Origin of the sequence: Curtobacterium sp. LFS084, assembly GCF_047977705.1 — a bacterium.
Taxonomy (GTDB): domain Bacteria; phylum Actinomycetota; class Actinomycetes; order Actinomycetales; family Microbacteriaceae; genus Curtobacterium.
In genome coordinates this window covers 79301-104835 of record NZ_JBFPFM010000001.1, presented here as the reverse complement: position 1 = coordinate 104835, position 25535 = coordinate 79301, and the positions used below count along the sequence as shown (strand labels likewise).

At 72.2% G+C, this 25535-nt stretch carries 22 protein-coding genes; 12 read left to right on the top strand and 10 right to left on the bottom strand.

Annotated elements, in window-relative coordinates:
- Positions 1-25 precede the first annotated feature (25 nt).
- Positions 26-1126, bottom strand: a complete 1101-nt coding sequence (locus ACNQOV_RS00510; RefSeq protein ID WP_022908440.1) for a VanZ family protein — start codon at positions 1124-1126, stop codon at positions 26-28.
- Between the two features lie 136 nt (positions 1127-1262).
- Here ACNQOV_RS00510 and ACNQOV_RS00505 point away from each other — a divergent pair, with 136 nt between their 5' ends.
- Entirely contained in the window at positions 1263-1709 is a 447-nt protein-coding gene (locus ACNQOV_RS00505; protein WP_402265965.1) for a hypothetical protein, read from the top strand.
- 13 nt (positions 1710-1722) lie between these two features.
- Here the strand turns inward: ACNQOV_RS00505 and ACNQOV_RS00500 are convergent, their stop codons facing one another.
- From ACNQOV_RS00500 to ACNQOV_RS00485, 4 genes are read right to left on the bottom strand one after another with little or no spacing between them, the layout of a single operon-like run.
- Positions 1723-3051: a flavin monoamine oxidase family protein gene (locus ACNQOV_RS00500; protein WP_416392925.1), complete on the bottom strand. Its 1329-nt coding sequence runs from the start codon at positions 3049-3051 to the stop codon at positions 1723-1725.
- Entirely contained in the window at positions 3051-4415 is a 1365-nt protein-coding gene (locus ACNQOV_RS00495) for an NAD(P)/FAD-dependent oxidoreductase (protein WP_416392924.1), read from the bottom strand. The genes ACNQOV_RS00500 and ACNQOV_RS00495 overlap by 1 nt, the downstream gene beginning before the upstream one ends.
- A gap of 2 nt (positions 4416-4417) precedes the next feature.
- On the bottom strand, positions 4418-5848 hold the full coding sequence (locus ACNQOV_RS00490; RefSeq protein ID WP_416392923.1) for an aspartate aminotransferase family protein: 1431 nt from the start codon (positions 5846-5848) through the stop codon (positions 4418-4420).
- A complete protein-coding gene (locus ACNQOV_RS00485) occupies positions 5845-6327 on the bottom strand; it encodes an Lrp/AsnC family transcriptional regulator (protein WP_416393038.1) in 483 nt (160 codons plus the stop codon). The genes ACNQOV_RS00490 and ACNQOV_RS00485 overlap by 4 nt, the downstream gene beginning before the upstream one ends.
- Before the next feature lie 133 nt (positions 6328-6460).
- On the opposite strand from ACNQOV_RS00485, the gene ACNQOV_RS00480 reads away from it, so the two are divergent.
- The 5 genes from ACNQOV_RS00480 (at position 6461) to ACNQOV_RS00460 (ending at position 12143) form a co-directional block, all read left to right on the top strand.
- Positions 6461-7894, top strand: a complete 1434-nt coding sequence (locus tag ACNQOV_RS00480) for an aminobutyraldehyde dehydrogenase (protein WP_416392922.1) — start codon at positions 6461-6463, stop codon at positions 7892-7894.
- Positions 7895-7928: 34 nt separating this feature from the next.
- A complete protein-coding gene (locus ACNQOV_RS00475; protein ID WP_402265953.1) occupies positions 7929-9116 on the top strand; it encodes an ABC transporter ATP-binding protein in 1188 nt (395 codons plus the stop codon).
- The gene (locus ACNQOV_RS00470) at positions 9113-10324 is read left to right on the top strand and encodes an ABC transporter substrate-binding protein (protein WP_416392921.1); all 1212 of its coding nucleotides are present in this window, start codon (positions 9113-9115) and stop codon (positions 10322-10324) included. The genes ACNQOV_RS00475 and ACNQOV_RS00470 overlap by 4 nt, the downstream gene beginning before the upstream one ends.
- 71 nt (positions 10325-10395) lie before the next feature.
- Positions 10396-11268, top strand: coding sequence for an ABC transporter permease (locus ACNQOV_RS00465; RefSeq protein ID WP_416392920.1), 873 nt, complete (start codon positions 10396-10398; stop codon positions 11266-11268).
- Complete coding sequence (locus ACNQOV_RS00460; RefSeq protein ID WP_416392919.1) at positions 11265-12143, top strand: ABC transporter permease; 879 nt, start codon at positions 11265-11267, stop codon at positions 12141-12143. The genes ACNQOV_RS00465 and ACNQOV_RS00460 overlap by 4 nt, the downstream gene beginning before the upstream one ends.
- A gap of 50 nt (positions 12144-12193) precedes the next feature.
- On the opposite strand, the gene ACNQOV_RS00455 is transcribed toward ACNQOV_RS00460, so the two are convergent.
- Both ACNQOV_RS00455 and ACNQOV_RS00450 read right to left on the bottom strand, forming a co-directional pair.
- Positions 12194-12412: a hypothetical protein gene (locus tag ACNQOV_RS00455; RefSeq protein ID WP_416392918.1), complete on the bottom strand. Its 219-nt coding sequence runs from the start codon at positions 12410-12412 to the stop codon at positions 12194-12196.
- 22 nt (positions 12413-12434) lie between these two features.
- Positions 12435-12956: a hypothetical protein gene (locus tag ACNQOV_RS00450; RefSeq protein ID WP_416392917.1), complete on the bottom strand. Its 522-nt coding sequence runs from the start codon at positions 12954-12956 to the stop codon at positions 12435-12437.
- A 271-nt stretch (positions 12957-13227) separates the two neighbouring features.
- Between ACNQOV_RS00450 and ACNQOV_RS00445 the strand changes: the two genes are divergently transcribed.
- Positions 13228-13596, top strand: coding sequence for a hypothetical protein (locus tag ACNQOV_RS00445; protein ID WP_416392916.1), 369 nt, complete (start codon positions 13228-13230; stop codon positions 13594-13596).
- A gap of 69 nt (positions 13597-13665) precedes the next feature.
- Here the strand turns inward: ACNQOV_RS00445 and ACNQOV_RS00440 are convergent, their stop codons facing one another.
- Complete coding sequence (locus ACNQOV_RS00440; RefSeq protein WP_416392915.1) at positions 13666-15255, bottom strand: GMC family oxidoreductase; 1590 nt, start codon at positions 15253-15255, stop codon at positions 13666-13668.
- Positions 15252-16601 carry an alpha/beta fold hydrolase gene (locus ACNQOV_RS00435; protein ID WP_416392914.1) on the bottom strand — a complete coding sequence of 450 codons (1350 nt, stop codon included), beginning with the start codon at positions 16599-16601 and terminating at the stop codon, positions 15252-15254. Before ACNQOV_RS00435 ends, ACNQOV_RS00440 begins: the two co-directional genes overlap by 4 nt.
- Positions 16602-16728: 127 nt before the next feature.
- Between ACNQOV_RS00435 and ACNQOV_RS00430 the strand changes: the two genes are divergently transcribed.
- The 4 genes from ACNQOV_RS00430 to ACNQOV_RS00415 all read left to right on the top strand — a co-directional run bounded on the left by ACNQOV_RS00430 (position 16729) and on the right by ACNQOV_RS00415 (position 23961).
- Positions 16729-19278, top strand: a complete 2550-nt coding sequence (locus ACNQOV_RS00430) for a glutamate--cysteine ligase (protein WP_416392913.1) — start codon at positions 16729-16731, stop codon at positions 19276-19278.
- Entirely contained in the window at positions 19278-21062 is a 1785-nt protein-coding gene (locus ACNQOV_RS00425; protein WP_416392912.1) for an N-acetylglutaminylglutamine amidotransferase, read from the top strand. The genes ACNQOV_RS00430 and ACNQOV_RS00425 overlap by 1 nt, the downstream gene beginning before the upstream one ends.
- Before the next feature lie 101 nt (positions 21063-21163).
- Positions 21164-22975 carry a S9 family peptidase gene (locus tag ACNQOV_RS00420; RefSeq protein ID WP_416392911.1) on the top strand — a complete coding sequence of 604 codons (1812 nt, stop codon included), beginning with the start codon at positions 21164-21166 and terminating at the stop codon, positions 22973-22975.
- Between the two features lie 71 nt (positions 22976-23046).
- Complete coding sequence (locus ACNQOV_RS00415; protein ID WP_416392910.1) at positions 23047-23961, top strand: GNAT family N-acetyltransferase; 915 nt, start codon at positions 23047-23049, stop codon at positions 23959-23961.
- Positions 23962-24041: 80 nt separating this feature from the next.
- On the opposite strand, the gene ACNQOV_RS00410 is transcribed toward ACNQOV_RS00415, so the two are convergent.
- Positions 24042-24956, bottom strand: coding sequence for a hypothetical protein (locus ACNQOV_RS00410; protein ID WP_022906803.1), 915 nt, complete (start codon positions 24954-24956; stop codon positions 24042-24044).
- A gap of 37 nt (positions 24957-24993) precedes the next feature.
- On the opposite strand from ACNQOV_RS00410, the gene ACNQOV_RS00405 reads away from it, so the two are divergent.
- Complete coding sequence (locus ACNQOV_RS00405) at positions 24994-25470, top strand: hypothetical protein (protein WP_416392909.1); 477 nt, start codon at positions 24994-24996, stop codon at positions 25468-25470.
- Positions 25471-25535 lie beyond the last annotated feature (65 nt).

Below are 25535 nucleotides of genomic sequence, written 5' to 3'. Positions count from 1 at the left end.
CGCGGAGAACGCGGTGTGGACCTGCTCAGTCGGCGTGCACGGCGACCGGACCGCGTGCCGGCACCCGGTCGTCCTCGACGTCCGCCCGGACCACCGCGAGCGCGAACCCGCGCCGACCGCGGGTCGCCCAGACCGCGACGACCGACGTGACGGCGAGCACGAACGCGAGGAACCCGGAGAACGGGACGTCGACGGCGAGCAGGGCCGCCCACCCGCCGGAGCCGAGCGCCCAGCGCACCACGCGCCTCCCGGCCCCCGGTGTGGGTGTCGGTCGGAGACGCACGACGTGCTCGCCGAGGGTCCGACCCGTCGCGAGCACGATCGCGAGCTGCAGCGCGGGGGCCACCAGGGCACCGACGGTGACGAGCGTGCCGAGCACCGGGTCCTGATCGTCGCGTCCGGTGAGCGCCCACGCCAGGGCCGTCCCGACGCTGAGCGTGCCGGACAGCAGCCAGATCGCCAGGACGTCCGCGAGCATGCCCGAGAACCGGCGTGCGGCGGTCACCGGCCGGGGCGCCTCGGCGTCGGTGGTGCGGCCGGAGCCGGCCAGCAGTCCGACGAGCGGCGCGAGGAGGGTGCCGAGGACGGCGCCGGTCGTGTTCGCGAGCAGGTCGTCGACGTCGAACAGGCGGTACGCGCACGGGTACAGGAACCAGTCGCCGGTGAGCTGGGTCGTCTCGATGAGCAGGGAGACCACGAACCCGGCACCGAGGCCGACGAGCAGACCGGTGGACACCCGTGTCCGGGCGACGGCGTGACGGGCGAGTGCGCCGAGGGGCACGAACAGCAGCACGTTGAACAACACCTGCGCGGACGCCGGGTTGGACAGGAACGAGCGGGGTCCGGAGATCCCGCCCTCCTTCGCGACGTCCCCGAGGAACGCGAACGGTGTCAGCTGCGGCGAGGCCGCGTTCCGGCACATCGTGGCGACGTCGTCGGGCAGCGGGAGCAGCGTGTAGGTCACGAGGGCGAGGGCGTAGACGAGCGTGCCGAACGCGACGAGCGAGCGTCGGAAGCCGAGCTGCCCGTGACGGCGGTACTCCCACGCCGTCCACGGCACGAGGGCCGCCACGGCGAGGACGATCCCGACGACGAAGGCGATCACACCCGGCAGCACGCTTCCCATGCGTTCGACGGTACCGACCGTCCGGGCGCCCGGAGCGGATGTCAACCGCTCGACGGACCCGGGATCGACCGGTCGTCGCACGACGTCGCACCCAGCGGGGGACGACCGCCGGGACCCGGCTGCGCAGGCTGTTGCCATGTCCGAACAGCAACGTCCCGTCGTCCGTCTCCTCGCCGCCGCCGCCGTGGCCGGGTCCGTCGCCGTCCTCGCCACCGGCTGCAGCGTCGTGCAGCGGCAGACCGGCGACGCCTGGGCCGTGACCTACGAGGTCAGTGTCGACCGGCCGAGCGGAGCCGAGCTCTCCGACGTGCGCGTCGAAGGCGCCGAGCGCCGCGGCGACGTGCCGGAGGTGCACCGGCTCGGCTCCGAGGAGACCGGTGCCGGAGACGGCGACGGGTCGCGCTGGTCGCACGACACGATCGTCCTCGCCGAGCAGCGCGCGTCCGTGCGGGCCACCCCGGGCGCGGGCGCGACGGCGACGTGCCGGATCCTGCTCGACGGGAAGCGAGAGATCGCGCGCGAGACGTCCGTCCGACCGGGTGGCGTGGTCCGGTGCCGGGTGGCCACCCCGGCCTTCGACTGACCGCGGTTCCGGATCAGCCGGGCAGCGGCTCCGCCAACGACGCGGGCGTCACCTCGTGCCCGAGCAGGTTCCCCGCCGCCCGCAGGCCGGACAGCAGTGCGCCGTGCACGGTCGCGGGGTCGTCGCCCCACGTGGCCTCGCCGGCGAGCTGCACCCGCCCGGACGGCGTCCCGAGCAGGTCGTGGTCGTCCGGGGACGCCCCGACGTGCAGGTACGAGTACGACCCGCGCGCGAAGGGGTCCGCCGCCCACCGGGTGATCCGCACGGCGTCCGGTTCCGGTACCGCGGCCCCGAACATCCGACGGAGCGCCTCGACTGCCTCGTCGACGACCAGGGCGTCCGGCAGCGACTCGATCCGCCGAGCACCTGCCCCGCCGACGAGTGCTGCGAGCACGGGTTGCCCGCTCACCCGGGACATGTCGTACCAGGAGTGCCAGTCCACCCCCGCCGGGCCCTGCTGCCGCACGACCCAGTCGTCGCCCCAGAACCGCTCGGGGAAGCGCAGGAACACCTTGTCGTAGACGCCCATGCCGAGCCGGCCCATCGCGTCGAGGACGGCGGGGTCGAGTGGCGGCTCGAAGGTGATCGCCCCGGCCTGCAGCACGCCGAGCGGCGCGGTGACCACGACGTGCGCGGCGGACAGGGTCGTGCCGTCGGCGAGTTCGACGACGGTGCCGTCGGCGGACTGCCGGACGGCCATGACGACCGACGAACGCCGGACGTCGAGCCCGTCGGCGAGGGCGTGCGCGTACTGGGCGTACCCGGCCGGGAACACGACCTCGTCGCCGGGGACGTGTTCCTCGTCGAGCCCGTGCGCGTCGAGGACCGTGACCGGCGCACCGCAGAGGTCCTCGGACCGGTGTGCCGTGTACTCGCGGACCCGAGCCGCCCGGTCGCCCTCGATCCGCAGGTCGCGCAGCACCGCGTTCACCGCGACGGCGTAGGTGGACGGTGGCGGCGCGTGCTCGACCACGGCCGGCAGGGCGGCGTCGAGGGCGTGCAGGTCGGCGACGAACGCCGCGGCCTCGGCGTCCGTCAGCCGCCGGCCGGACGGGGCGTGCCATCCGATCGGGCGGCCGTCGAACTGGAAGCTGCCGACCGTGAACTCGACGGTCCCGATCCCGAACGCCGGTGCCAGCGCCCAGAGCGGGTTGCCCTCGACGCCGTGGATCCAGGACGCGCCGAGGTCGACCGGCACGCCGAGGGCGTCGTCCGTCCAGGTGCGGCCGCCTACGCGGTCGCGCGCTTCGAGCACGACGACGCGGCGCCCGCCCTGCGCGAGTGCCCGGGCGGCGGCGAGCCCGGAGACCCCGGCCCCGACGACGATCACGTCAGCGTCCATCAGTGTCCTCCGGTCAGGGGCGCCATCAGCCGCGCCGCGAGGCTCGGCCGGCCGGTCAGTGCTTCCTCGCGGTCGGCGAGGTCGGTCGCCACGAGTCCGGCGTTCGCGCCGAGGAACCGGAGCGGCTCGGGTTCCCAGTCGGGCGAGCGGTGGTTCACCCACGGCAGCGCGGTCAGCGACGAGTCGACGCCGAGCACCAGGTCGGCGAGCGTCCGACCGGCCAGGTTCGTCGTCGACAGGCCGTCGCCGACGTAGCCGCCGGCGGTGCCGACGTGGCCGTCCCAGGTCACGGACGCGCACCAGTCGCGGGGGACGCCGAGCGGTCCGCCCCACGTGTGCGTGACGGGTGCGTCCCGGACGGCGGGGAACAGCTCCACCAGGGACCGCCGCAGATGCTCGAACACCCGCGGGACCCGGTCGTACCCGGGGGTGATGGACGATCCCCAGTGGTAGCGGGCGCCGCGGCCGCCGAACGCCAGGCGATCGTCGGCGGTCCGCTGCCCGTAGACGAGCAGGTGGCGGTGGTCCGAGAAGGTCTGGCCGTGCTCGAGCCCGACACGGTCCCACACCGCCGCGGGCAGCGGCGCCGTCGCGATCATGAGCGAGTACAGCGGCAGGATCCGCCGCTTCGTCTGGGCGAGCTGCGCGCCGTAGCCCTCGACGGCGATCACGACGGCGCCCGCCGTCACGGTCCCGCGCGAGGTGACCACGCGGCCCCGGTCCCAGGACGAGGCGGGCGTGTGCTCCGCGATCCGGACGCCCCGCGCCTCCAGTGCGGCTGCCAGGCCACGCACGAGCGCTGCGGGCTGCACCCGCGCGCAGTCCGGGGTCCACGCGACGCCGGCCGATCCGGCCGCGTCGCCGGGGCGTGCGTCGCGGTACGTCATGTCGTCGCCCCACGCGGCCGATGAGGCGACCTCGTCGCGGGCCGCGCGCTCCTGCACGGCGGATCGCGCGTAGAGGACGGTGCCGCCCTTGACGTAGTCGCAGTCGATCTCGGCCTCGGCCGCTGCGCGTCCGACCTCGTCGACGGTGTCGCGCATCGCCCGACGCAGGGCGAACGCCGCGTCGCGGCCGTGCTCGCGTGCGATCGCGTCGGCGGATCGCGGGAACAGCGCCGAGCACCAGCCGCCGTTGCGGCCGGACGCACCGAACCCGGCGATCTCCCGTTCCACGACGACGATCTGGAGGCGCGGGTCGGCCTGGTGCAGGTACCACGCGGTCCAGAGACCCGTCAGTCCACCGCCGACGATGCAGACGTCCGCGGTGGTGTCGCCGTCGAGCGGCAGCCGGGGCGTCAGGTCGTCGCGGCCGCTCGTGACGAGCGCGTCGAGCCAGAACGAGACGCCCCGGTAGCCGGTCACGGTCAGATCTTCGTCCAGGCCTCGGACAGGACGCTCCGCAGGATCGACGTCATCTCGCGGAACTCCGGCTGGCCGATGGTCAGCGGCGGTGCGAGCTGCACGACGGGGTCGCCGCGGTCGTCGGCGCGGCAGTACAGCCCCGCGTCGAAGAGCGCCTTCGACAGGAACCCGCGCAGCAGGCGCTCGGACTCGGCGTCGTCGAACGTCGTCTTGGTGGCCTTGTCCTTCACGAGCTCGATGCCGTAGAAGTACCCGTCACCGCGGACGTCCCCGACGATGGGCAGGTCTCGCAGCGTGTCGAGCTCGGCCTTGAAGAGCGGGGCGTTCTGCTGCACGTTCTGGAGCAGTCCCTCCTCCTCGAAGATGTCGAGGTTCTCCATCGCGACGGCGGCCGAGACGGGGTGCCCGCCGAACGTGTAGCCGTGGTAGAAGGTCGTGTCACCCGAGGCGAACGGCTCGAAGAGCTTGTCGCTGATGATCGTCGCGCCGATGGGGGAGTACCCCGAGGTCATCGCCTTCGCGCACGTGATCATGTCCGGGACGAAGCCGTAGGTGTCACACGCGAACATGGTGCCGATCCGGCCGAACGCGCAGATGACCTCGTCGGAGACGAGCAGCACGTCGTACTCGTCGCAGATCTCGCGGACCCGCTGGAAGTACCCGGGCGGCGGGGTGAAGCAACCACCGGAGTTCTGGACCGGCTCGAGGAAGACCGCGGCGACGGTGTCGGGGCCCTCGAACTCGATCATCTCGCGGATGCGCTCGGCCGCCCAGAAGCCGAACTCCTCCTCGCTCTCGCCGGCGAAGCCCATCTCGGCGGCGCGGTAGTAGTTCGTGTTCGGCACGCGGAAGCCGCCGGGTGCCAGGGGTTCGAACATCTGCTTCATCGCCGGGATGCCGGTGATCGCGAGGGCGCCCTGCGGGGTGCCGTGGTACGCCACCGCTCGGGAGATCACCTTGTGCTTCATCGGCTTGCCGCGGAGCTTCCAGTAGTACTTCGCGAGCTTGAACGCGGTCTCGACGGCCTCGCCGCCGCCGGTCGAGAAGAACACCTTGTTGAGGTCGCCGGGAGCGTGGTCGGCCAGGCGGTCGGCGAGCTCGATCGCCGCGGGGTGCGCGTACGACCAGATCGGGAAGAACGACAGCGTCTCGGCCTGCTTGGCGGCCATCTCCGCCAGGCGCTTCCGACCGTGCCCGGCGGCGACGACGAACAGGCCGGACAGCCCGTCGATGTACTCCTTGCCGTGGCTGTCGTAGACGTGGTGCCCCTCGCCGCGGACCATGATCGGCACGTCGGCGCCGGCCTGGTTCGCGCCGTGTCGGGCGAAGTGCATCCAGAGGTGGTCGCGCGACTTCTGCTGCAGCGCGGCGTCGTCCACCGGGGCGAACGGGTCGTAGGAGCCCAGTCGGGCACGTGGTTCGGAGATGGTCATCGCGTTCCCCAGTCGTAGAGCTGTTTGCGGAGTTGCAGGTAGACGAAGGTCTCGGTGCCGGCGACACCGGGGATCGCCCGGATCGTGCCGTTCAGGAGCTCGATCAGGTCGTCGTCGTCCTCGCAGACGACCTCGACCATGAGGTCGAAGCTCCCGGCGGTCATGACGAGGTAGTCGACCGCCGGGAGCCGTTCGAGTGCATCGGCGACGGTTCGGGTGTCGCCGCTGACACGGATGCCGATCATCGCCTGGCGGTGGAAGCCCAGTTGCATGGGGTCCGTGACCGCGACGATCTGCATGACGCCGGTCTCGGTGAGCTTCTGCACACGCTGCCGGACCGCCGCCTCGCTGAGACCGACCGCCTTGCCGATCTCGCCGTACGGACGGCGCCCGTCCGCCTGGAGTTGTTCGATGATCCGTTTCGAGGTGTCGTCGATCGGTCCCGGACGTCGTGGTGCTGCCGCCATGCCGGACAGCATGGCAGCGGCCACTCCACCGCGCAAGGGATTTCGTTGTGAACACGATGTTTCGCGACGATTTCCGTTGTTACGGTTCACCACAACCTGCGGAATCTTCTTCCGAACGGCCCCGTTCCGTGCCAGTATCGCCGCCATGCTGGAGACCACGAGGACGGCCGAGGTCCGGAACTTCATCGGGGGTGCGTCCACCCCGGTCCGGGCCGAGACGACGTTCGAGCTGATCGACCCGACGAACGAGCGGTCCTACGGCACGTCCCCGGTGTCCGGCGCCGCGGACGTCGACGCCGCGTTCACGGCGGCGAGCACGGCGTTCGACTCCTGGCGCCGCACGACCCCCGGGGAACGGCAGCTCGCCCTGTTCCGCATCGCCGACGCGATGGAGCAGCGTGCCGAGGAGTTCGCCGACCTCGAGTCGCTCGACACCGGCAAGCCCCGCGCCACCCTCGTCGAGGACGAGATCCTGCTGTCCGTCGACCAGATCCGGTTCTTCGCCGGCGCGGCCCGGAACCTCGAGGGGCGGAGCGCCGGCGAGTACCTGGCCGACCACACGTCGTTCGTCCGGCGCGAGCCCGTCGGTGTCGTCGCCCAGGTCACCCCGTGGAACTACCCGCTCAACATGGCGGTGTGGAAGGTCGCACCGGCGCTCGCCGCGGGCTGCACCACCGTGCTCAAGCCGAGCGACACGACGCCGCTGTCCACCCTGCTCCTCGCCGAGGTCGCCGCCGAGTTCCTGCCGCCCGGTGTCCTCAACGTCGTCGTCGGGGACCGCACCACCGGCGCCGCGATGATCGACCACCCCACGCCGCAGCTCGTCTCCATCACCGGCTCCGTCCGCGCCGGCATGGAGGTCGCCCGCGCCGCCGCCGGCGACCTCAAGCGCACGCACCTCGAGCTCGGCGGCAAGGCACCGGTGATCGTCTTCGACGACGCCGACATCCCGTCCGCCGTCGCCGGCATCGTCGCCGCCGGGTTCTTCAACGCCGGGCAGGACTGCACCGCCGCGACGCGGTTGCTCGTGCAGGACGGCATCCACGACGAGTTCGTCGCGGCGCTGGCCGAACGGGCGCGGACCCACGCGCAGACGGGGCCGTCCGGTTCCTTCGGCCCGGTGAACAACGCGAACCAGCTCGCCCAGGTCCGGTCGTTCGTCGACACGCTCCCCGACCACGCGACGATCGAGCTCGGCGGCAGCCGGCTGGGCGACACCGGCTACTTCCACGAGGCGACGATCGTCTCCGGACTCCGGCAGGACGACCGGGCCGTGCAGCAGGAGATCTTCGGTCCGGTGCAGACGGTGCAGCGCTTCTCGACCGACGAGCAGGCGCTCACCTGGGCGAACGGGGTCGAGTACGGGCTCGCGAGCTCGGTGTGGACGACCGACCACGCGCGGGCGATGCGCTTCGCCCGTGACCTCGACTTCGGGTGCGTGTGGATCAACACGCACATCCCGATCGTCGCCGAGATGCCGCACGGCGGCTTCAAGCACTCCGGCTACGGCAAGGACCTGTCCCAGTACGGGTTCGACGACTACACCCGCATCAAGCACGTCATGTCCTACATCGGCTGAACACGACCCCCGACCCCGAGCAGCAGGAGGCACCATGGCAATGACCGGCACGTTCGCCGAATCGGGAGCCGATCTGCGGCTCGACCGGATCACCAAGTCCTTCCCAGGCCACACCGCGGTCGACGCGCTCGACCTGACCGTCCCGGCCGGTTCGTTCTTCGCACTGCTCGGCCCCTCGGGCTGCGGCAAGACGACGACCCTGCGCCTGGTCGCCGGGCTCGAGGAGCCCACGAGCGGCACGATCACGATCGGTGGGCGGGACGTCACCGACACGAAGCCGTACCAGCGGCCGGTCAACACGGTGTTCCAGAACTACGCGCTCTTCCCGCACATGAGCGTGCTCGAGAACGTCGCCTTCGGGTTGAAGCGCCGGCGGATCCCGGACCCGATGACCAAGGCGCGCGAGGCCCTGCACCTCGTCGAGCTCGACGCCTCGGCGTCGAAGCGTCCGTCGCAGCTGTCCGGCGGCATGCAGCAGCGCGTCGCACTGGCCCGCGCGATCGTGAACCGTCCGGCGCTCCTGCTGCTCGACGAGCCGCTCGGTGCGCTCGACCTCAAGCTCCGGCACCAGATGCAGCTCGAGCTGAAGACGATCCAGGCCGAGGTGGGCCTCACCTTCCTGCACGTCACGCACGACCAGGAGGAGGCGATGACGATGGCCGACACGGTCGCCGTCATGAACGGGGGCCGGATCGAGCAGATGGGGAGCCCGCAGGACCTCTACGAGCTGCCCCGCACGGCGTTCGTCGCGAACTTCCTCGGACAGTCGAACCTGCTCGAGGGCGAGGTCCGCGGGACCGACGGCGGGCTCCTGGTCGTCGCCACCGCGTCCGGCTCGATCGCCGTCCCGGCGGACCGCGCCGTCGCGACGACCGGTCGCGTGGTCGTCGGCGTCCGGCCCGAGAAGCTCAAGATCCGCACCGCGGAACCCACCCCCGAGGCCGGACGCAACATCCTCGGCCCCGGCCGTGTGGTCGACGTCTCGTTCTCGGGGGTCAGCACCCAGTACCTCGTCGACGTCCCCGGCGCGGGGCGCGTCTCGGTCTTCGCGCAGAACTCGAAGGGCGGGCCCCGGATCGCCACCGGCACCGAGGTCTGGCTCACGTGGGGCGTCGACCACGGGTTCGGCCTGGAGGCGCACCCCGCCTCCGACGCGACCGTCACCGCCGGAGCCGACCCGCGCCTCCAGTCCGCACCCGCCACCGCGGGGGTGGGCGCGTGAGCACGCGCCCGGACCTCGTGCGCGGACTGACGTCCGCCCGTGTCAGCCGGCGCGGCTTCCTCGCCGGCGGCGGGGCCGCCGCGGTCGCCGCACTGCTCGCCGGGTGCAGCATCAAGGGCTCCGCCGCCTCGCTCGCCGAACACCCCGTGGACTGGAAGCGGTTCTGGGCCGACGCGACGGCCACGAAGCAGCTCAACTTCGCGAACTGGCCGCTCTACATCGACTCCGACCACGGCAAGTCCGAGTCGATCCAGCTCTTCGAGGAGGCCACCGGGATCACGGTCGACTACCAGGCCGTGATCCAGGACAACGCGACGTTCTACGCGACGGTGTCGCCGATCCTCCGGGCGCAGGGAGCGACCGGGTACGACCTCGTCGTGATGACGAACGGCTTCGAGCTGACCCAGATGATCAAGAACGGGTTCGTGTGCGAGCTCGACCACTCGCGGTTGCCGAACTTCGCGAAGTACGCCGGCGACTCGGTCAAGGACCCGACCTACGACCCCGGGAACGAGCACTCGGTCGTGTGGCAGACCGGGTTCACCGGCCTCGCCTACAACCCGAAGTACATCGACCGCGAGGTCACGTCCTTCCAGGACCTGCTCGACCCGGCGTTCCGGGGCCGCGTCGGACTCATGAGCGACAACACCGAGCTCGGGTCCCTCGGGCTCCTCGCGAACGGGATCGCCCCCGAGACGTCGACCCCGGCCGACTGGCGGACGGCGCAGGAGTGGCTGCGGAAGCTCCGCCCGAGCGTGACCGGCTTCTACGACCAGAGCTACATCAACAAGCTCGAGAACGGTGACACCTGGATCACCCAGGCGTGGTCGGGCGACGTGTTCCAGGCGCAGCAGTCCGGGTTCGAGCACCTGCGGTTCGTCACGCCCGAGGAAGGCCAGATGATGTGGCACGACAACCTCATGATCCCCCGGCAGGCGGCGAACCCGGTGTCGGCCCTGGAGTGGATGGACTTCTACTACACGCCGAAGATCGCCGGCATCGTCGAGGACTACGTCAACTACGTCTGCCCGGTCCCCGAGGCGCAGGGCTACGTCCGGGACGAGCTGGAAGACGCCACGGTGGCCGACAGCCCGCTCGTCTTCCCGTCCACCGAGGTGCTCGACAAGTCGCACGAGTTCCGGGTGTTCGAGAACTACGACGAGTACTCGGAGTGGAACGGTGTCTTCAACGCGGTGGTGCAGTCGTGAGCGCGTCGGGCACGGTCGCCGTCGGCACGGCCGGGACCGCCGGTCGCGGGGCCGGACCGGGATCCGCGCCCGTGCGACACGGTCGCCGCCTGCGGGTGCCGTTCCTGCTCGCCGTCGTCGGCGCCGCGTACCTGGCGGTGTTCTTCGTCATCCCGCTCGTGTCGGGCCTCGTCGTCTCGCTCATGTCGGGCAACCCGGACGACGGCTACACGTTCACGTGGAACTGGGGGGTCTACGGCGCGCTGTTCATCGACCCGCAGGTGCCGTACCTGACGTTCCTCGGCCGATCGCTCTGGTACGGCGCCGCCGCCACCGTCGTCACCATCATCGTCGGGTACCCGGTGGCGTACTTCATCGCGTTCCGGGTGTCCCCGCGGTGGAAGAACCCGCTCCTCATGCTCGTGTTCGTGAGCTTCCTCGTGTCGTTCGTCATCCGGACCGACATGTGGGCGTTCGTCCTCGCGTCCCAGGGGCCCGTCGTCACGACGCTGCAGGCGATCGGTCTGGCGGGCAAGGACTTCCACATCCTCGGCACCGGCGGCGCGGTGGTCTTCGGTGACGCCTACAACGACCTGGCGTTCATGGTGCTGCCGATCTACGCCGCGCTCGAACGCATCGACCCCCGACTCGGCGAGGCGGCGAACGACCTCTACGCGGGCAAGGTCCGGGCGTTCTGGCACACCACGCTGCCCCTGTCCCGCTCGGGCATCTTCGCCGGGGTCCTGCTCGTCTTCATCGACAGCGTTGGCGACCCGGTGAACTCGGCGCTCCTCGGCGGCACGAACACGTACACGATCGGGCAGGCGATCCAGGACGCCTACTCCGGCAACCAGCAGTACAACGTCGCCGCGGCGCTCTCGACCGTCCTGATGGTCGTGCTCGGCATCATCCTGTTCATCTACGCCCGCGTCTCCGGCACCGACGACCTCGAGGACCTCGTATGACCGCCGTCGCACCGTCCCGTCAGTCCGCCGCCTCGACCTCGCCCGCGACCGGCGCCGTCACCGGCCGTCCGCGCCGGCACGGGGTGAACCGCCGCGGGCCGTGGCTGGCGATCGTCTACTGGGTGACCATCGCGATCACCCTCGTGCCGATCGTCTACATGATCGTGTACTCGTTCAACGACGCCCCGACGAACCGGCTGTCGTTCGCCTGGAACGGGTTCACGACGTACTGGTACGCGAACCTCGTGAACGTCTCGGGGCTCGGACAGGCGTTCGTCACCTCGGTCGTCATCGCGTTCCTCGCCGCGATCGTCTCGGTCGCGATCGGTCTGCCGCTGGCCCTGGCGCTCGAGCGCTACCGGTTCCCCGGGCGCGGCGCGGTCAACGCCGTCGTGTTCGCGGACATCGCGGCGCCCTCGATCGTCGTCGGGTCCGCGTCCCTGTCGTTCTTCCTGTCGGTCGGGCTCGGCACCGGGTTCCTGACGATCCTGCTCACGCACGTGGCGTTCGACGTCGCCTACGTCGTCGTGGTGCTGCGGGCGCGGATCGCCGGCACCTCGCGGGCGCTCGAGGAGGCTGCCGGGGACCTCGGGGCGACGCCGTTCCAGGCGTTCCGGCTCGTGACCCTGCCACTGCTCGCCCCGGGCATGCTCGCCGCAGGACTCCTCGCGCTCGCGATGTCGATCGACGACTACGTGATCACCTCGTTCGTCGCGGGGCCCTCGGTCACGTTCCCGCTGTTCGTCTACGGCGCCGCCAAGGCCGGCATGCCGCCGCAGGTGCTCTGCTTCGGCACGCTCGTGTTCGCGGTGGGGCTGCTCGTGGCGCTGCTGAACGGAGCGCTGAACCGGCGGTTGGCGCGCACCCGCGGCTGACCGCAGAAGCGGCGCGGGAACCCCGCCGAGGACCAAACCTGGTGTCGAGGTCACCGATCGCGGGACCGTCCGTTCGGGGCGTCGCTCCGGAACAACCAGAAGTACCCGACGGCGAGCCCCAGTGCGAGCGTCAACCCCATGCCGATCATCGAGAGCGCGGACAGCCGTTGTCCACTGGCCGATCCTGCGGGCAGCACATCGCTGACGCAACCCGCGACGAGGGCCGCCACGAAGAGGGCTGCGACCACGGCGACCGACGCGATCTTCATCACTCTCACGCGCAGGTCCCGCTCACTGGCTGTTGCACCAGACTGCCGGCGGGACCGCTCGAACGATGATCCCGCGACCCTTGGCGTTGCAGTTGTTCACGACCACGGCCCCGAGACCGAGGATGGAGCCGATGATCCCCGCCCCTGCTGCGCCGGGAGCGAACCCGATCGCTCCGCAGATGGCGGTGACGACACCGAGGGCTGCCGCGCCGGTTCCGTACGCGCGGGACAACTCCCCCGCCTTGCAGGAGCTGAAGTAGAAGTTGTACTGCAGTCCGGTCCTGTCCCAGGTGTTCCGGCCCCTGCATGCGGAAGTGGTCACGAGCATCCGTTCGAGCGTCCGAACCGCAGTCGGTCGGGGTTCCACACCGACGACGTCTCCTTCGCCCAGGGCGGTCCACGTGTCCGCGAAGTCCTGCACATCGCTCGCGGCGACCCCGTCTGCCAGGGCCTCCGGAGCGTTGAACGCACGAGTGGACGGGTCGACCGCGTCCAGCAACGCGGTGAAGTCGTGCACCTGCTCCTGCGTCGCCGGCGTCGTCACTCGCTGCGGAATCCCACTCTCGGCGTTCGCGGGGGTCGCTGTGAGCAGGGAAGCGCAGAGTGCCGCAGCGGCTGCGGTGATCAGAGCGGTCCGTGTGCGGGTCATGGTGCAGAGCTTCACGAGAGTCCTCCGGAGCGTCGTTGCTGGGTACGAGAAGACTGCCGGTAGAACGTGGAATACGCAACATCACACGGCGTCCGGGCGTGTCCACGGGTTGCGCCCGGGTCCCTGCGTGCCCGTCCGGGCGGTCCCGAGATCGTAGGGTGACGGCATGGACGTCATCGAGGTCGACGAGCGGGACAGCACGTGGGAGGACCCGCGTCCGCGCTTCCGCGTGTACGTCCAGCGCCCCGAAGGCGAGGTGTTCGCGACCGACACGACTGAGCTGCTCGAGGCCGACGTCCTGCAGGCCGTCGACTGGGCCCAGCGCCGCGCCGCCGAGCACGAGGGCGCGCTCTGGTCCCTCGCACTCGTCTCGGACGACCGGCGCGGGCTCCGCGGGCTCACCTGGCTCGTCGGTTCGGACGCGAACGACCCTCCGGAGGACGGCCTCGACGTCGACCGACGCGCGCGCATGCGTGCACGCCGGTCGGATCCCGTCGTCGTGCCGCCCCGGGATCGGGCACCCGCCGACGACTGACCGTCACCGACGGCAAACGGGAGGCGCGGTGCCAGCCCGCACCGCGCCTCCCGTCCTGGGTGATCCGCGTCAGGCGACGGCGGTCGTGGCCTGCTCGCGGTCGGCGGATGCGTCGTCGCGGAGCAACCGGTCGGCGGTGCGGAGCGACAGCGCCATGATCGTCAGTGCCGGGTTCGCGATGAGGGAGCTCGGGAACACCGAGTTGTCCACGATCCACAGGTTCGGCACGTCCCACGACCGGCCGGCGGCGTCGACGACCGAGCTGCCGGCGTCGGTGCCCATGCGGGCGGTCCCGACGGTGTGCGCGGTCCGGTCGAGCACCCGGACGTCCGTGCCACCAGCGGCCTCGACGATCGCGGTCATGGTGCGGACGGCGTGCCGGGTGATGGCCTCCTCGTTCGACCCGGGCGAGAACGTGACGCGGGCCTTCGGCACCCCGTTCGCGTCCACCTCGTCGGCGAGCACGAGCCGGTTGTCGTCGTACGGCAGGCACTCGGCGTTGATGCCGACGCCGGCCATCCGCGGGTAGTCCTGCAGGGCACGGACGAGCGCCGCACCCCGGAGCCCGCCGCCGCGCACGAGGCTCGTGGCCAACGTCAGCGGTTGCGCGCCGAGGCTCTGGATGAGGTAGCCGCCGGCGAAGTCCGCGTCGTCGGGGCGGATGAAGTCCTCGGTGATGATCGACGACGGGTAGCCACGGTAGGAGCGCATCGACTCGTCGAACGTCGCCCACACCTGGGTGGCGCCGTGCGCGGTGAAGTTCCGGCCCACCTGACCGCTGCTGTTCGCGAGACCGGTGTGCAGCAGCAGCCGCGGCGTCTCGATGCCGCCCGCGGCGAGGACGAGCGTGCGGCAGCGCTGCCGGTGGTCCCGCCCGCCCTGGCGGTAGACGACGGCCTCGACCCGGCCGCGGGCGTCGAGCTCGACGCCGTGCACGAAGGCCTCGGCGCGGATCTCCGCCCCGAACGCGACGGCGGCGGGCAGGTACGTGGTGTCCATCGACACCTTCGCCCCGTTCCGGCAGCCCTGGTGGCACGAACCGCAGGACACGCAGGCCTGGCGCAGGCCGTGGTGCTCCTGGTGCCTGTCCTCGGTGGTCAGGCCGACGGGGGCGTCGGTGGCGGTGATGCCCACCGCGGCGGCTCCCCGGATCATCATGTCCGACGAGGCGTTCCGCGGCGGCGGACCCATGCGGTAGCGGCGCTCCGGGTCCCACGGGTAGTGCGCGGGTCCGGCGACGCCGACGTCGTGCTCGGCCTGCTCGATCCAGCAGGTGAGCTCGGCGTGGTCGATCGGCCAGTCCTCGCCCTGCCCGGAGTCGGTGCGGAGCCGGATGTCGTGCTGGTTCGGCCGCGGCGTGAACGCGCCCCAGTGCAGGGTCGACCCGCCGACGCCGGTGCCGCTGTTGTTCGGGCCGAAGGCGGTCGGGGCGCTGCCGCCGCTGATGCGCTCGTCCATCCAGTTGATGTCACCGGGTGCCTCGACCTCGTCGGGCGTGTGGTCGTCCGGCTCGGTGTTCGGACCGGCCTCGAGCGCGACGACGCTGAGTCCGCGTCGTGCGAGGGTCGCCAGCAGGGGCGCTCCGCCCGCTCCCGTGCCGACGACGACCACGTCGACGACCTCGTCCTCGCTGTGGTGGCGCTGGTGGTCGAGTCTCATCGTCCGGCTCCCGTCGGTTCCCATGCTTCGCGCTCGCCGGCCCCGAGGAGCAGGAAGCCCTGTTTGCGCAGACCGTCGCCACCGTTGGCGAAGCCGTCGTAGTCGATCGCGGCCATCGTCGCCGGGTGCGCCATCCACTGCTTGGCGAGGTCGACGCTGGCGTCCTCGAGCCACGCACGGAGCTGCGGACCGTCGAGCGACCCGGCGGTGGGCGTGTACTCGCCCGCCGCGACGGCGTCGACGACCTCGGCGAGGTGCTCGTCGCCGTGCGCGGTTTCGCTCCGGAGCGCGTCGAGCCCGGCCCGGTACGCGTCGACGTCGGCGGGCAGGCCGTCCGGTCGCCAGCCGTCCCCGAGCCCGTCGGCGAGCTGGTCGTCGACGCGCAGCGCGAGGTCGACCGGGCGGTCGCCGGGCTGCGGCACGACGACACGCGCCAGAGCCCGGAGCGTGTCGAGCTGCTCGCGGGTGAGGGCACGCGGTTCGCGGTCCGGGGCGTCGGGCAGCGCGCGGACGGCGAGGATGCCGCGGGTGCGGGCGCTGACCCGGGGCGAGGCGATCACGCGCGCGGTGCCTTCCGGGACGACGGGACCGTGGTCGACCCGGCGGCGCCAGAAGTCGCGGATGCGGTCGGCGACGGCGTCGGGCTGCTCCCACGGCAGCAGGTGTGCCGCCCCGGGGACGGTGTCGAACTCGCCCGCGGTCCAGTGCGGCAGGTTCAGGTCGCGCTGGGCGTCCGGCCCGAGGTCGCCGTCCTCGGCGCCGGCGAGCACGAGGGCGGGGACCGGGTTCGGCGGGAAGACGGTCGACCAGTCCTCGCGGCTGCCGCGGACGAGCCAGTCGGTCCAGGCCTGCGGAACGGCGCGCTGCACGTCGTGCACGGCGATGGTGTGCGGTTCCGGCGCCAGGCGGGACGCGGTGTTGGCGTCGACGAAGGCCTCGGCCTCGTCGGGTCCGATCTCGCCGTCGGACGCCCAGTCGAGCATGGACTGCCGACGCTCGTCGTCCATCGGTTCGGGGGAGAGCGGCGACGCGGCGAGCAGCACCACGGCACGCAGGCCGAACAGGCCGTTGCTGCCGTCCACGGTGCGCGCAGCCACGACGGAGGCGACCTTCCCGCCCATCGAGTGCCCGATCAATGCCCAGTCGGTGGCACCGCTCCGGCCGATCGCCCGCTCGACGAGGACGACCATCTCCTCGACGGTCGTCCCGGTGGCAGCGGTGCTCGTCCCGAACCCGGGCAGGTCGATCCCGACCAGGTCGAGCGTCCCGGCGAGGCGGGCGCGCAGCCCCGCGTACTCCTCGGAACTCGAGCCGAGGGCGTGCAGGCAGAACACGGTGGTGGGCATCCTTTGTTCCTACGTGCCCCTCCAGCAGCGCTCCCAGCGGGGTGTACCCCGGGAGTCTTTGTTTCGAGCATGCGACGATCTGCGGCTCCCCGGGCCGATCCCGGGCGGTCGGGGATAGGTTCGGCCCATGAGTGCAGAGCTGACGCTCGGCGCCGAGGAAGAACTGCACCTCATCGACCTCGATTCCGGCCGACTTTCCGCGAAGGCCCCGCGCCTTCTGCCCAAACTGCCCGCCGATCGCTTCGGCGCCGAACTCCAGCGCACGACCATCGAGACGAACACCCCCGTGGTGCGTACCCTCGACGACCTGCGACGCGTGATCGTCGACCTCCGCAGTGAACTCACCGCCGCGATCGCGCCCGCCGGGGTCACCATCGCCGCGGCCGGCACCGCACCGCGGTCGGAGTACGCCGACTTCGAGCTGACGTCCGGTGGCCGCTACGGCCGCATGCAGGAGCAGTACCGGATGCTCGTCGACGAACAGCTCATCTGCGGTCTGCAGGTGCACGTCGGGGTGAGCGACCGCGACCTGGCGGTGCAGATCGCCCAGCGCGTCGCGCCCGTGCTGCCCGCCCTGCTGGCGCTCAGCGCGTCGAGCCCGTTCTGGAACGGCCAGGACACCGGCTACTCCTCGTTCCGCAGCATCATCTGGCAGCGGTGGCCCTCGGCCGGCAGCTTCGGACGGGTCCGGGACGCCGCCGAGTACGACGCGATGCTCGACGACCTCATCGCCTCGGGCGTGATCGCCGACAAGAAGATGGCGTACTTCGACGTGCGGCCGTCCTCGCACGCCCCGACGCTCGAGCTGCGGGTGTGCGACGCGACGCCGATCGTGGACGACGCCGTGCTCATCGCCGGCCTGTTCCGGGCCGCCGTCCGCAAGGCGGAGAAGGCGGTCGAGTCCGGTGCCGAGTGGCACCCGCGCAGCGAACCGCTGCACCGGGCCGCGATGTGGCAGGCGGCACGCAGCGGCCTGAGCGGCGAACTGCTCGGCCTCGGGCAGCACCCGGAGCGGCTCCCCGCCGAGACCGCCGTCCGGCAGCTCGTGTCCCGACTGCGTCCGGAGCTCGAGGAGCTCGGCGACTGGGCCACGGTGGCGGCGCTCGCCGAGGACACCCTCGCCCGCGGGAACTCGACGGACCGGCAGCGCACCGCGTACGCCGAGCGCGGCGAGCTCGACGACGTCGTGGCCGCGGTCGTCGAGGACACTGCCGGCACCCCGTCCGGCAGGGACGACCACCCGACCGTCACGATCCCGTCCTACCGCGTCCGCGCCGGCGACGAGGCCGTCGGACCGGGAGCCCGGCCCCGCCCGGCGTTCCGCGAGCTCGCGGCGTTCTTCCGCGGATGGGACGCCGAGGCCACCATCGAGCGCTGCGCCGCCCGCGACGCGTGGACCCGCGAGCACGAGGTCGGCTTCGTGGTCGACGGCGGCGTGCAGGCGTTCGGGTGCGACCTCGTGCCCCGGACCATCAGCGCGTACGAGTGGCGCCAGCTCGCCGCCGGCCTCGGGCAGCGCGCCCGCGCGATCGAGCTGTTCCTCCGCGACGCCTACGGGCCGCGCCGGATCGTGTCCGACGGCGCGATGGACGAGCACCAGTTCGTCGGCGCCGACGGCTGGGACCCGGCGGCCACCCGGCTGCCCGAGGACGCCGTTCGAGCGTCGGTGATGGGGTTCGACCTGGTCCGCAACGAGTTCGGCGGGTGGCGGGTGCTCGAGGACAACGTCCGGTCGCCCTCCGGCGTCGCGTACGGCATCGCGCTCCGCGAGCTGATGGACGACGTCGTGCCGGACGCCCCGCGGCCGGAGCACCTGCTCGACCCGCACGGCGTCGTCGACCGCCTGCGGCACACGCTCCGCACGAACGCGTCCGCCGTGACCGGCGAACCGGACCCGGTGATCGCGCTCGTCACCGACGGCCCGGCCGCCGGCGCGTGGTTCGAGCACCGACGGCTGGCCGACGGAGCCGGGCTGCGCCTCCTGGCCGGCTCGGACCTGGACGTCCGCGACGGCCACGTCGTCGAGGCGCGGACGGGCGACGTCCTGCACGGGCTGTACCTGCGCATCGACCGCGACGTCAGCGCGCTCGCCGCCGAGCACGCACCGGACCTCGGCGCGCGCGTCCTCGACGTCGCCGCCGCGGGGGGCGTGCACCTGGCGAACGCGCCGGGCAACGCGCTCGTCGACGACAAGGCCATGTACGTGAACGTGCCGGACCTCATCTGGTACTACCTCGACGAGAAGCCGCTGCTCGACGCCGTCCCGACCTACCGCACCAGCATCGAGGGCGAGCGGCTCTCGGTGCTCGACCGCGTCGGGGAGCTCGTGACGAAGCCGGTCGACGGCGAGGGCGGGCGTGACGTCCTGATCGGGCCGAGCGCCAGCGCCCCCGAGGTCGCCGAGCGGCGCCGTGCCATCGCCGCCGACCCGGACCGGTGGGTCGGACAAGAGGTCGTGCAGCTCTCCTCGCACCCGACGATCGGACCGGCAGGGCTCGACCCCCGGCACGTCGACCTGCGGGCCTTCGTGTACGTCACAGGGACCGGGCCGGACGACACCCACCTCGCCGACGTCGCCCTCACCCGGGTGGCGCCGGAGGGCAGCATGGTCGTCAACTCCTCGCGGGGCGGCGGGGCCAAGGACACCTGGATCACCGGAACGGCAGGAGAGCGCTGATGTGCGGACTCGCGGGAGAACTCCGGTTCGACGGGACGGCACCGGACGTCGCGGCGGTGGCGCGGATGACCGGCTGCCTCGTGCACCGCGGCCCCGACGGTGACGGGCTGTGGGCGCGCGGGCCGGTCGCGCTCGGACACCGGCGGTTGTCGATCGTCGACCTGTCCACCGCCGGCGCGCAGCCCATGGTGCACCCGCGCGCGGGACTGACCATCGCCTACAACGGCATGGTCTACAACTACCGGCAGCTCCGCGACGAGCTGCGCGGCCGAGGCCACGGGTTCTCCTCGACCTCGGACACCGAGGTCATCCTCGCCGCCTACGCCGAGTGGGGCACCCGCTTCGTCGACCACCTGGTCGGGATGTTCGCGATCGCGATCTGGGAGCACGCCAGCGGCCGGCTCGTCCTCGCCCGCGACCGGCTCGGCATCAAGCCGCTCTACGTCGCCGAGGTCCCCGGCGGGATCCGCTTCGCCAGCTCCCTGCCCGCGGTCCTGGCCGGTGGTGGCGTCGACACGAGCATCGACCCGATCGCCTTCGCGTCCTACATGACCTTCCACTCGATCGTCCCGGCGCCCCGCACGATCCTGTCCGGCGTCGGCAAGCTGCCGCCCGCGACCGTCCGGGTGATCGAGCGCGACGGGACCTCCCGCGACGAGACCTACTGGGAGCCCCGCTTCGAGCGCGACCCGGAGAAGGCCGACTGGACCGACCAGGACTGGCAGGAGGCCTTCACCGCGAAGCTCCGCACCGCGGTCGAGCGCCGCATGGTCGCCGACGTGCCGGTCGGCGTGCTGCTCTCCGGCGGGATCGACTCCTCGCTCGTCGTGGCCCTGCTCGCCGAGGCCGGTCAGCAGGACCTCGCCACGTTCAGCATCGGCTTCGAGTCGGCCGGCGGCGAGTCCGGTGACGAGTTCGAGTACTCCGACGAGGTCGCCCGGCACTTCGGCACCGACCACCACCGCATCCGGATCCCCTCCTCGCGCCTGCTCGACGGCATCGACGGCGCGATCGGCGCCATGAGCGAGCCGATGGTCAGCCACGACTGCGTCGCCTTCTACCTGCTGTCGGAAGAGGTGTCGCAGCACGTCAAGGTGGTGCAGTCCGGGCAGGGCGCCGACGAGGTGCTCGGTGGCTACAGCTGGTACCCGCCGCTCGCCTCCGTCCCCCGGGACCAGGCCGCCGAAGCCTACCGGTCGGTGTTCATGGACCGCCGCTGGCCGGCCCTGCAACCCCTGCTCGGAGAGCGCTGGCGGAGCGACGACGACACCCCGTCCGCGTTCGTGGACGCCGCGTTCGCGGTCCCCGGCGCCGAGACGAGCGTCGATGCCGCGCTCCGCAGCGACACGATGACGATGCTCGTCGACGACCCGGTGAAGCGCGTCGACAACATGACGATGGCGTGGGGCCTCGAGGCGCGCGTGCCGTTCCTCGACCACGAGTTCGTCGAGTTCGCCGGGGCGATCCCGCCGGAGCTGAAGCTCGCCGACGGCGGCAAGGGCGTCATGAAGCGCGCGGCCCGCGGCATCGTCCCCGACGCCGTCATCGACCGGACGAAGGGGTACTTCCCGGTGCCGGCGATCCGGCAGCTCGAGGGCCCGTACCTCGAGCGCGTCCGGCAGGCGCTGCACGCGCCGGAGGCTCGGGAGCGCGGGCTCTTCGACCCGGGTACCGTCGAGCGGATGCTCCAGGACCCGAACGGCACACGGACCGAGATCGGCGCGAACGCGCTCTGGCAGCTCGGCCTCATCGAGATGTGGCTGCAGCAGCAGGGGGTGCGGTGAGGCCGGGAGGCGCGACACCCGTCGCGTCGTCGACCCGCGTCCGGCAGGCGGCCGACCTGGGCGAGCGCCTCGTCGCCGCCTGGGGGTCGTGGGGACCCACCATGACGCGGAACGCGCGCCGGGTCGCCTTCGTCAGTGATCGGCACGGCACCCCCGAGGTCTTCGTGCAGGACGTCGTCGTCGGCGCCGACCCGCCCGAGCCCGTGCGGATCCGACTGTCCGACGACCCCGTGATCCGGGTGACGTGGTCGTCCGACGGCGAGTGGCTCGCCGTCGCCATCGCGACGGACGGCGGCGTGAAGCAGCAGGTCTGGGTGGTCCGCCCGGACGGCTCCGACGCCGCGCAGATCGCCGGGTCCCGGTACCAGCACGCCGAGCTCGGACCGTGGAGCCGCAGCGGCCACCGGGTCGTCATCACCCTGCCGTCCACCGAGGCCGACCAGCCCGCCCGCTCCTACCTCGTCGACCCCGTCTCCGGGGACCGCGACGACCTCGCGGTGGGGGAGCTCATCCACATCCTCGACCTGAGCGTCGAGGAGCGCCTCGTCGTGCTCCGCGACGGCCAGCGCGGCCAGGAGTTCGTCGTGGTCGTCGACCGGCTCACCGACGAGAGCCACGCGCTGCTCGCCGACTCACCGGACGGCTCGGCCGAGATCGCGTTCCTCCGACCGGCGCCCGCCAGCGAGACCAGTCCGCTCGTCGCCTACGTCGCGACCGAGGACGGGCTGCCCCGCCGTGGGCTCGTCGCGCAGCCCGTCGGCCCGCACGGCTGGCGCGGAGCACCCCGCCGGATCACCGAGCGGGACGACGCCGAGCTGGAGTACCTCGACGCCGACGACGCCGGACGGACCCTGCTGCTCGTCTGGAACGTCGACGGCCGGAGCGAGCTCGACCTCGTGAACACCCACGACGCCTCGCGCACCCCGGTGCCGGACCTGCCCGGCGAGGTCGTCACCGACCCGGTGCTCAGCCGCGACGGGCGCAGCGTGCTCCTCGCCGTCGAGGGCCCCACGCGGCCGCGGGAGCTCTGGCGGCTCGACACGAACGCGCTCACCTGGAGCCGGGTCACCGGCGTCCCGGCGCTCCCCGACGTGCGGCTGGTCGAGCCGACGCTCGAGCGCTTCGCGGCGCGCGACGGGCTGGAGCTCACCGGCTGGCTGTACCGGGCGGTGGACCCGGCCACGTCGCCGACCGACGGCGACCCCGGTGCCGGTGCCGCGCCTCCCGGCCCCCGCGCAGCGCTCGTCCACCTGCACGGCGGACCGGAGTCGCAGGAACGACCCACCTTCTCGCCGCAGCACCAGGCGCTCGCAGCGGCGGGGATCACGGTGTTCGCGCCGAACATCCGCGGGTCCAGCGGTTCCGGGCGCGACTTCGTGCACGCCGACGACCTCGGGCTCCGCTGGAACGCACTCGCGGACGTCGTCGACTGCGCGCGGTTCCTCGTGTCGAACGGGTACGCCGACCGGTCCCGCGTCGCCGTCGAGGGCCGCTCGTACGGCGGGTACGCGACCCTCGCGTCCCTGGCGTTCACGCCGGACGTCTTCGCCGCCGGGGTCGCCGTGTGCGGGATGAGCGACTTCGCGACGTTCTACCGGGACACCGAGCCGTGGATCGCCTCGGCGGCCGCGACGAAGTACGGGCACCCCGTCGACGACGCCGCCCTGCTGGACTCCCTGTCGCCGATGCGGGCGATCGACGACGTCACCGCGCCGCTCCTCGTCGTGCACGGGGAGCTCGACACGAACGTGCCGATCGGCGAGGCGCACCAGGTCGTCGCGGCGCTCCGGGCGAGGTCGCACGACGTGGAGTACCTCGAGCTCGCGGGCGAGGGGCACGAGTACCGACGGGCCGCGTCGCGCGAGGAGCTCGTGCGGCGGATGGTGACGTTCGTGGCGGACCGGCTGGGCTGACGTCGACGGCGTGCGCGTCACGCCGTGCAACGCGGCACGGGTCCGTCCGTGCGGCGTTGCAGGATGGAGGCATGACGACGAGTGCCGACGTGACCGACCTGACCCGTCCCGGAGAGGTCCTCCTGACCGACGTGCAGGACGCGGACGCCGTCGTCGACCACGCCCGCACCACCTACGCCGCCGCCGTCGTCGCCGACACGGCCGGCTGGGCGGACGGCGACCGCCGACGTCTCGAGGACCTCGGGTTCCGGGCCGGGGACGCCCGCGGCGCAGCCCTCCGGACGCTCGACCTGACCATCGCCGACGACGGCACCCCGACCCGACTCCTCGACAACCCCGCGCTCGCCGCGCTGAACAGCCACCACGCCCGGTTCGCCGAACGCCGCGGCGAGGTCGTCCGGTACCTGCCCGACGTCTCCGTCTGGACCGGGATCCCGGACCGCCCCACGCCCGCGGACTGGGAGGACGTCCGCGCGCTCCTCGGTCCCGGGGCCGTGGTCCGTGTCGGGACCTCGGCGGTGGTCCCGGACGGCTGGCCCGCGGCCGAGGGCATGCGCGGGGTGCAGCTCACCGGCGAGGACGTCGAGGGGGAGGCCGACGCCGAGGCCGTGGAACTCACAGCCGACGACGTCCCCGAGATCCTCGAGCTCGTCGCGCGCACGAAGCCCGGCCCGTTCCTGCCCCGCACGATCGAGCTCGGACGCTACGTCGGCATCCGCCGCGAGGGGCGACTCGTCGCCATGGCCGGGGAGCGCCTGCACCCGCCGGGCTGGACCGAGATCAGCGCGGTGTGCACCGACGACGCGTTCCGCGGACAGGGGCTCGGGCGGCGGCTGGTGCTCGACGTGGTGCACGGCATCCGGGCGCGGGGCGAGGCACCGCTCCTGCACGCGGCGGCGGGCAACACCGGGGCGATCCGCCTGTACCAGCACCTCGGCTTCCGGCTGCGGGAGAGCGGTGCGCTCCGGTTCGTGCAGGTCCCATGACCGCGATCGTCGCGCGCGGTGCGACGCGGGTCGGGAGGCGCGGTTCCGGACTGACCCGTGCCTCCCGTCCGACACGTCGGTCAGCCGACCTTCTTCCAGGTGCCACATCCGCTCGATTCGAAGCCCACGGCGTTCCGCGGGATGGTGACCGTGACGGTCGCCCGTGCGTCGCGGTAGTCGTTCGCGATGATCGACTCGATGTCTCCGTCCGCGGCCGAGAAGGTCGCCCAGTAGCAGCCGGCCGGTGCAGACGTGCGCCACGTGGTGCCGGCGCTGATCTGTGGTCCGACGACGTACACGCCGTCCGAGCTGATGTTCGCGAGCTTCGGACCCGCGGATCCGACCGGGTACCAGGAGCCGCAGTCGTCGAGCTCGACGTACTTGTCCGAGCTCGAGATGGTCATGAGTCGCTGACCGGAACCGAGGTCGTTCGCTCGGATGTCGTCGAGGCGACCCTGCGCGCTGCTGAGCCGCGCCCAGTAGCAGAGCTGGCTCGTCTTCGTCGTCGAGTAGTACGTGCCGGCCTTCACCTGCGTGCCGACGCGGAAGGTTCCGTCCCCGGAGAACGCCACCGCGGCCTTCGAGATCGCGGCGGTGGCCGCGCTGCGAGCGGCACCGTCGGCGTAACCGTTCTTCGACACGATCACTCGGGACGAGATCTTCGCCCCGACGTCGTAGTACCCCAGTCGGTAGGTCCGACCGGTCATGCTCGGGACGACGGTCCCGTTGCGCGACCACTCGTACCGGTAGGTGAGCCCCGAGGCGTTCCACGAACCCTGCGAGGTGGTGAGGACGCTGCCGCTGCGGGTGATGCCGGCGACCGCAGGGTTCTTCGTCGCACGAGGGGCGTCTCCTCGGGCAACGACCCCGACGTCCTTGGTGCGCGTGGCCGTCGTGTAGCCGGACCGTGACCCGGTGATCCCGACGCTGAGCTTGTGCCCCCGATCCGCCACCGTCGGCGTGTACCGGGTCTTGTACGCGCCGCCGATCGCCACGCCGTCCCGGTACCAGCGGTACCCGACCGTGGTCGGAGTGGGTTTCCACGTCGGCGCGGCGACCGTCAAGGATCCACCGACCTTCGCGCTCCCGGTGACGGTGGGGGCAGCCGTGGTGAACGACAGCGGCGCGGGTGTCGCTGGCGGGCTCGTCGGAACGGGCGGATCGGTCGGTTTGGGGGATCCCGTTGCGTCAGTGGACACCTCCGGAGACGTCCCCACCGTCGACGACGAGCTGGTCCCTCCCGCTGCAGGGCTGGCTGTGGCCGCGGCCGTCGGTGGGCCGGGCGTCGAGGTCGTGGTCGGTGCTGCGTTCGCCGGAGCGGTGGCCAGCATGGTCGCGGCGGTGACGGCCAGGGCTGCCAGGGGCAGGACGAACCGCCTCGGTCGTCCGGCGGCGCGTTCGGGTCGTGCCATCGAGGTGCTTCCGTTCTTCAGGTCGTGTGGGCGGATCGCCCGTACCGAGAATAGGAGAGCGGTACTCATGTTATGCACGGCCAGTTCGGGGGGTTGACCGCGCCGTGGCCCGTTCCGCACACTGACTGCGCTCGGCAGGGGGCTGCCGGGGACCGGGGACCA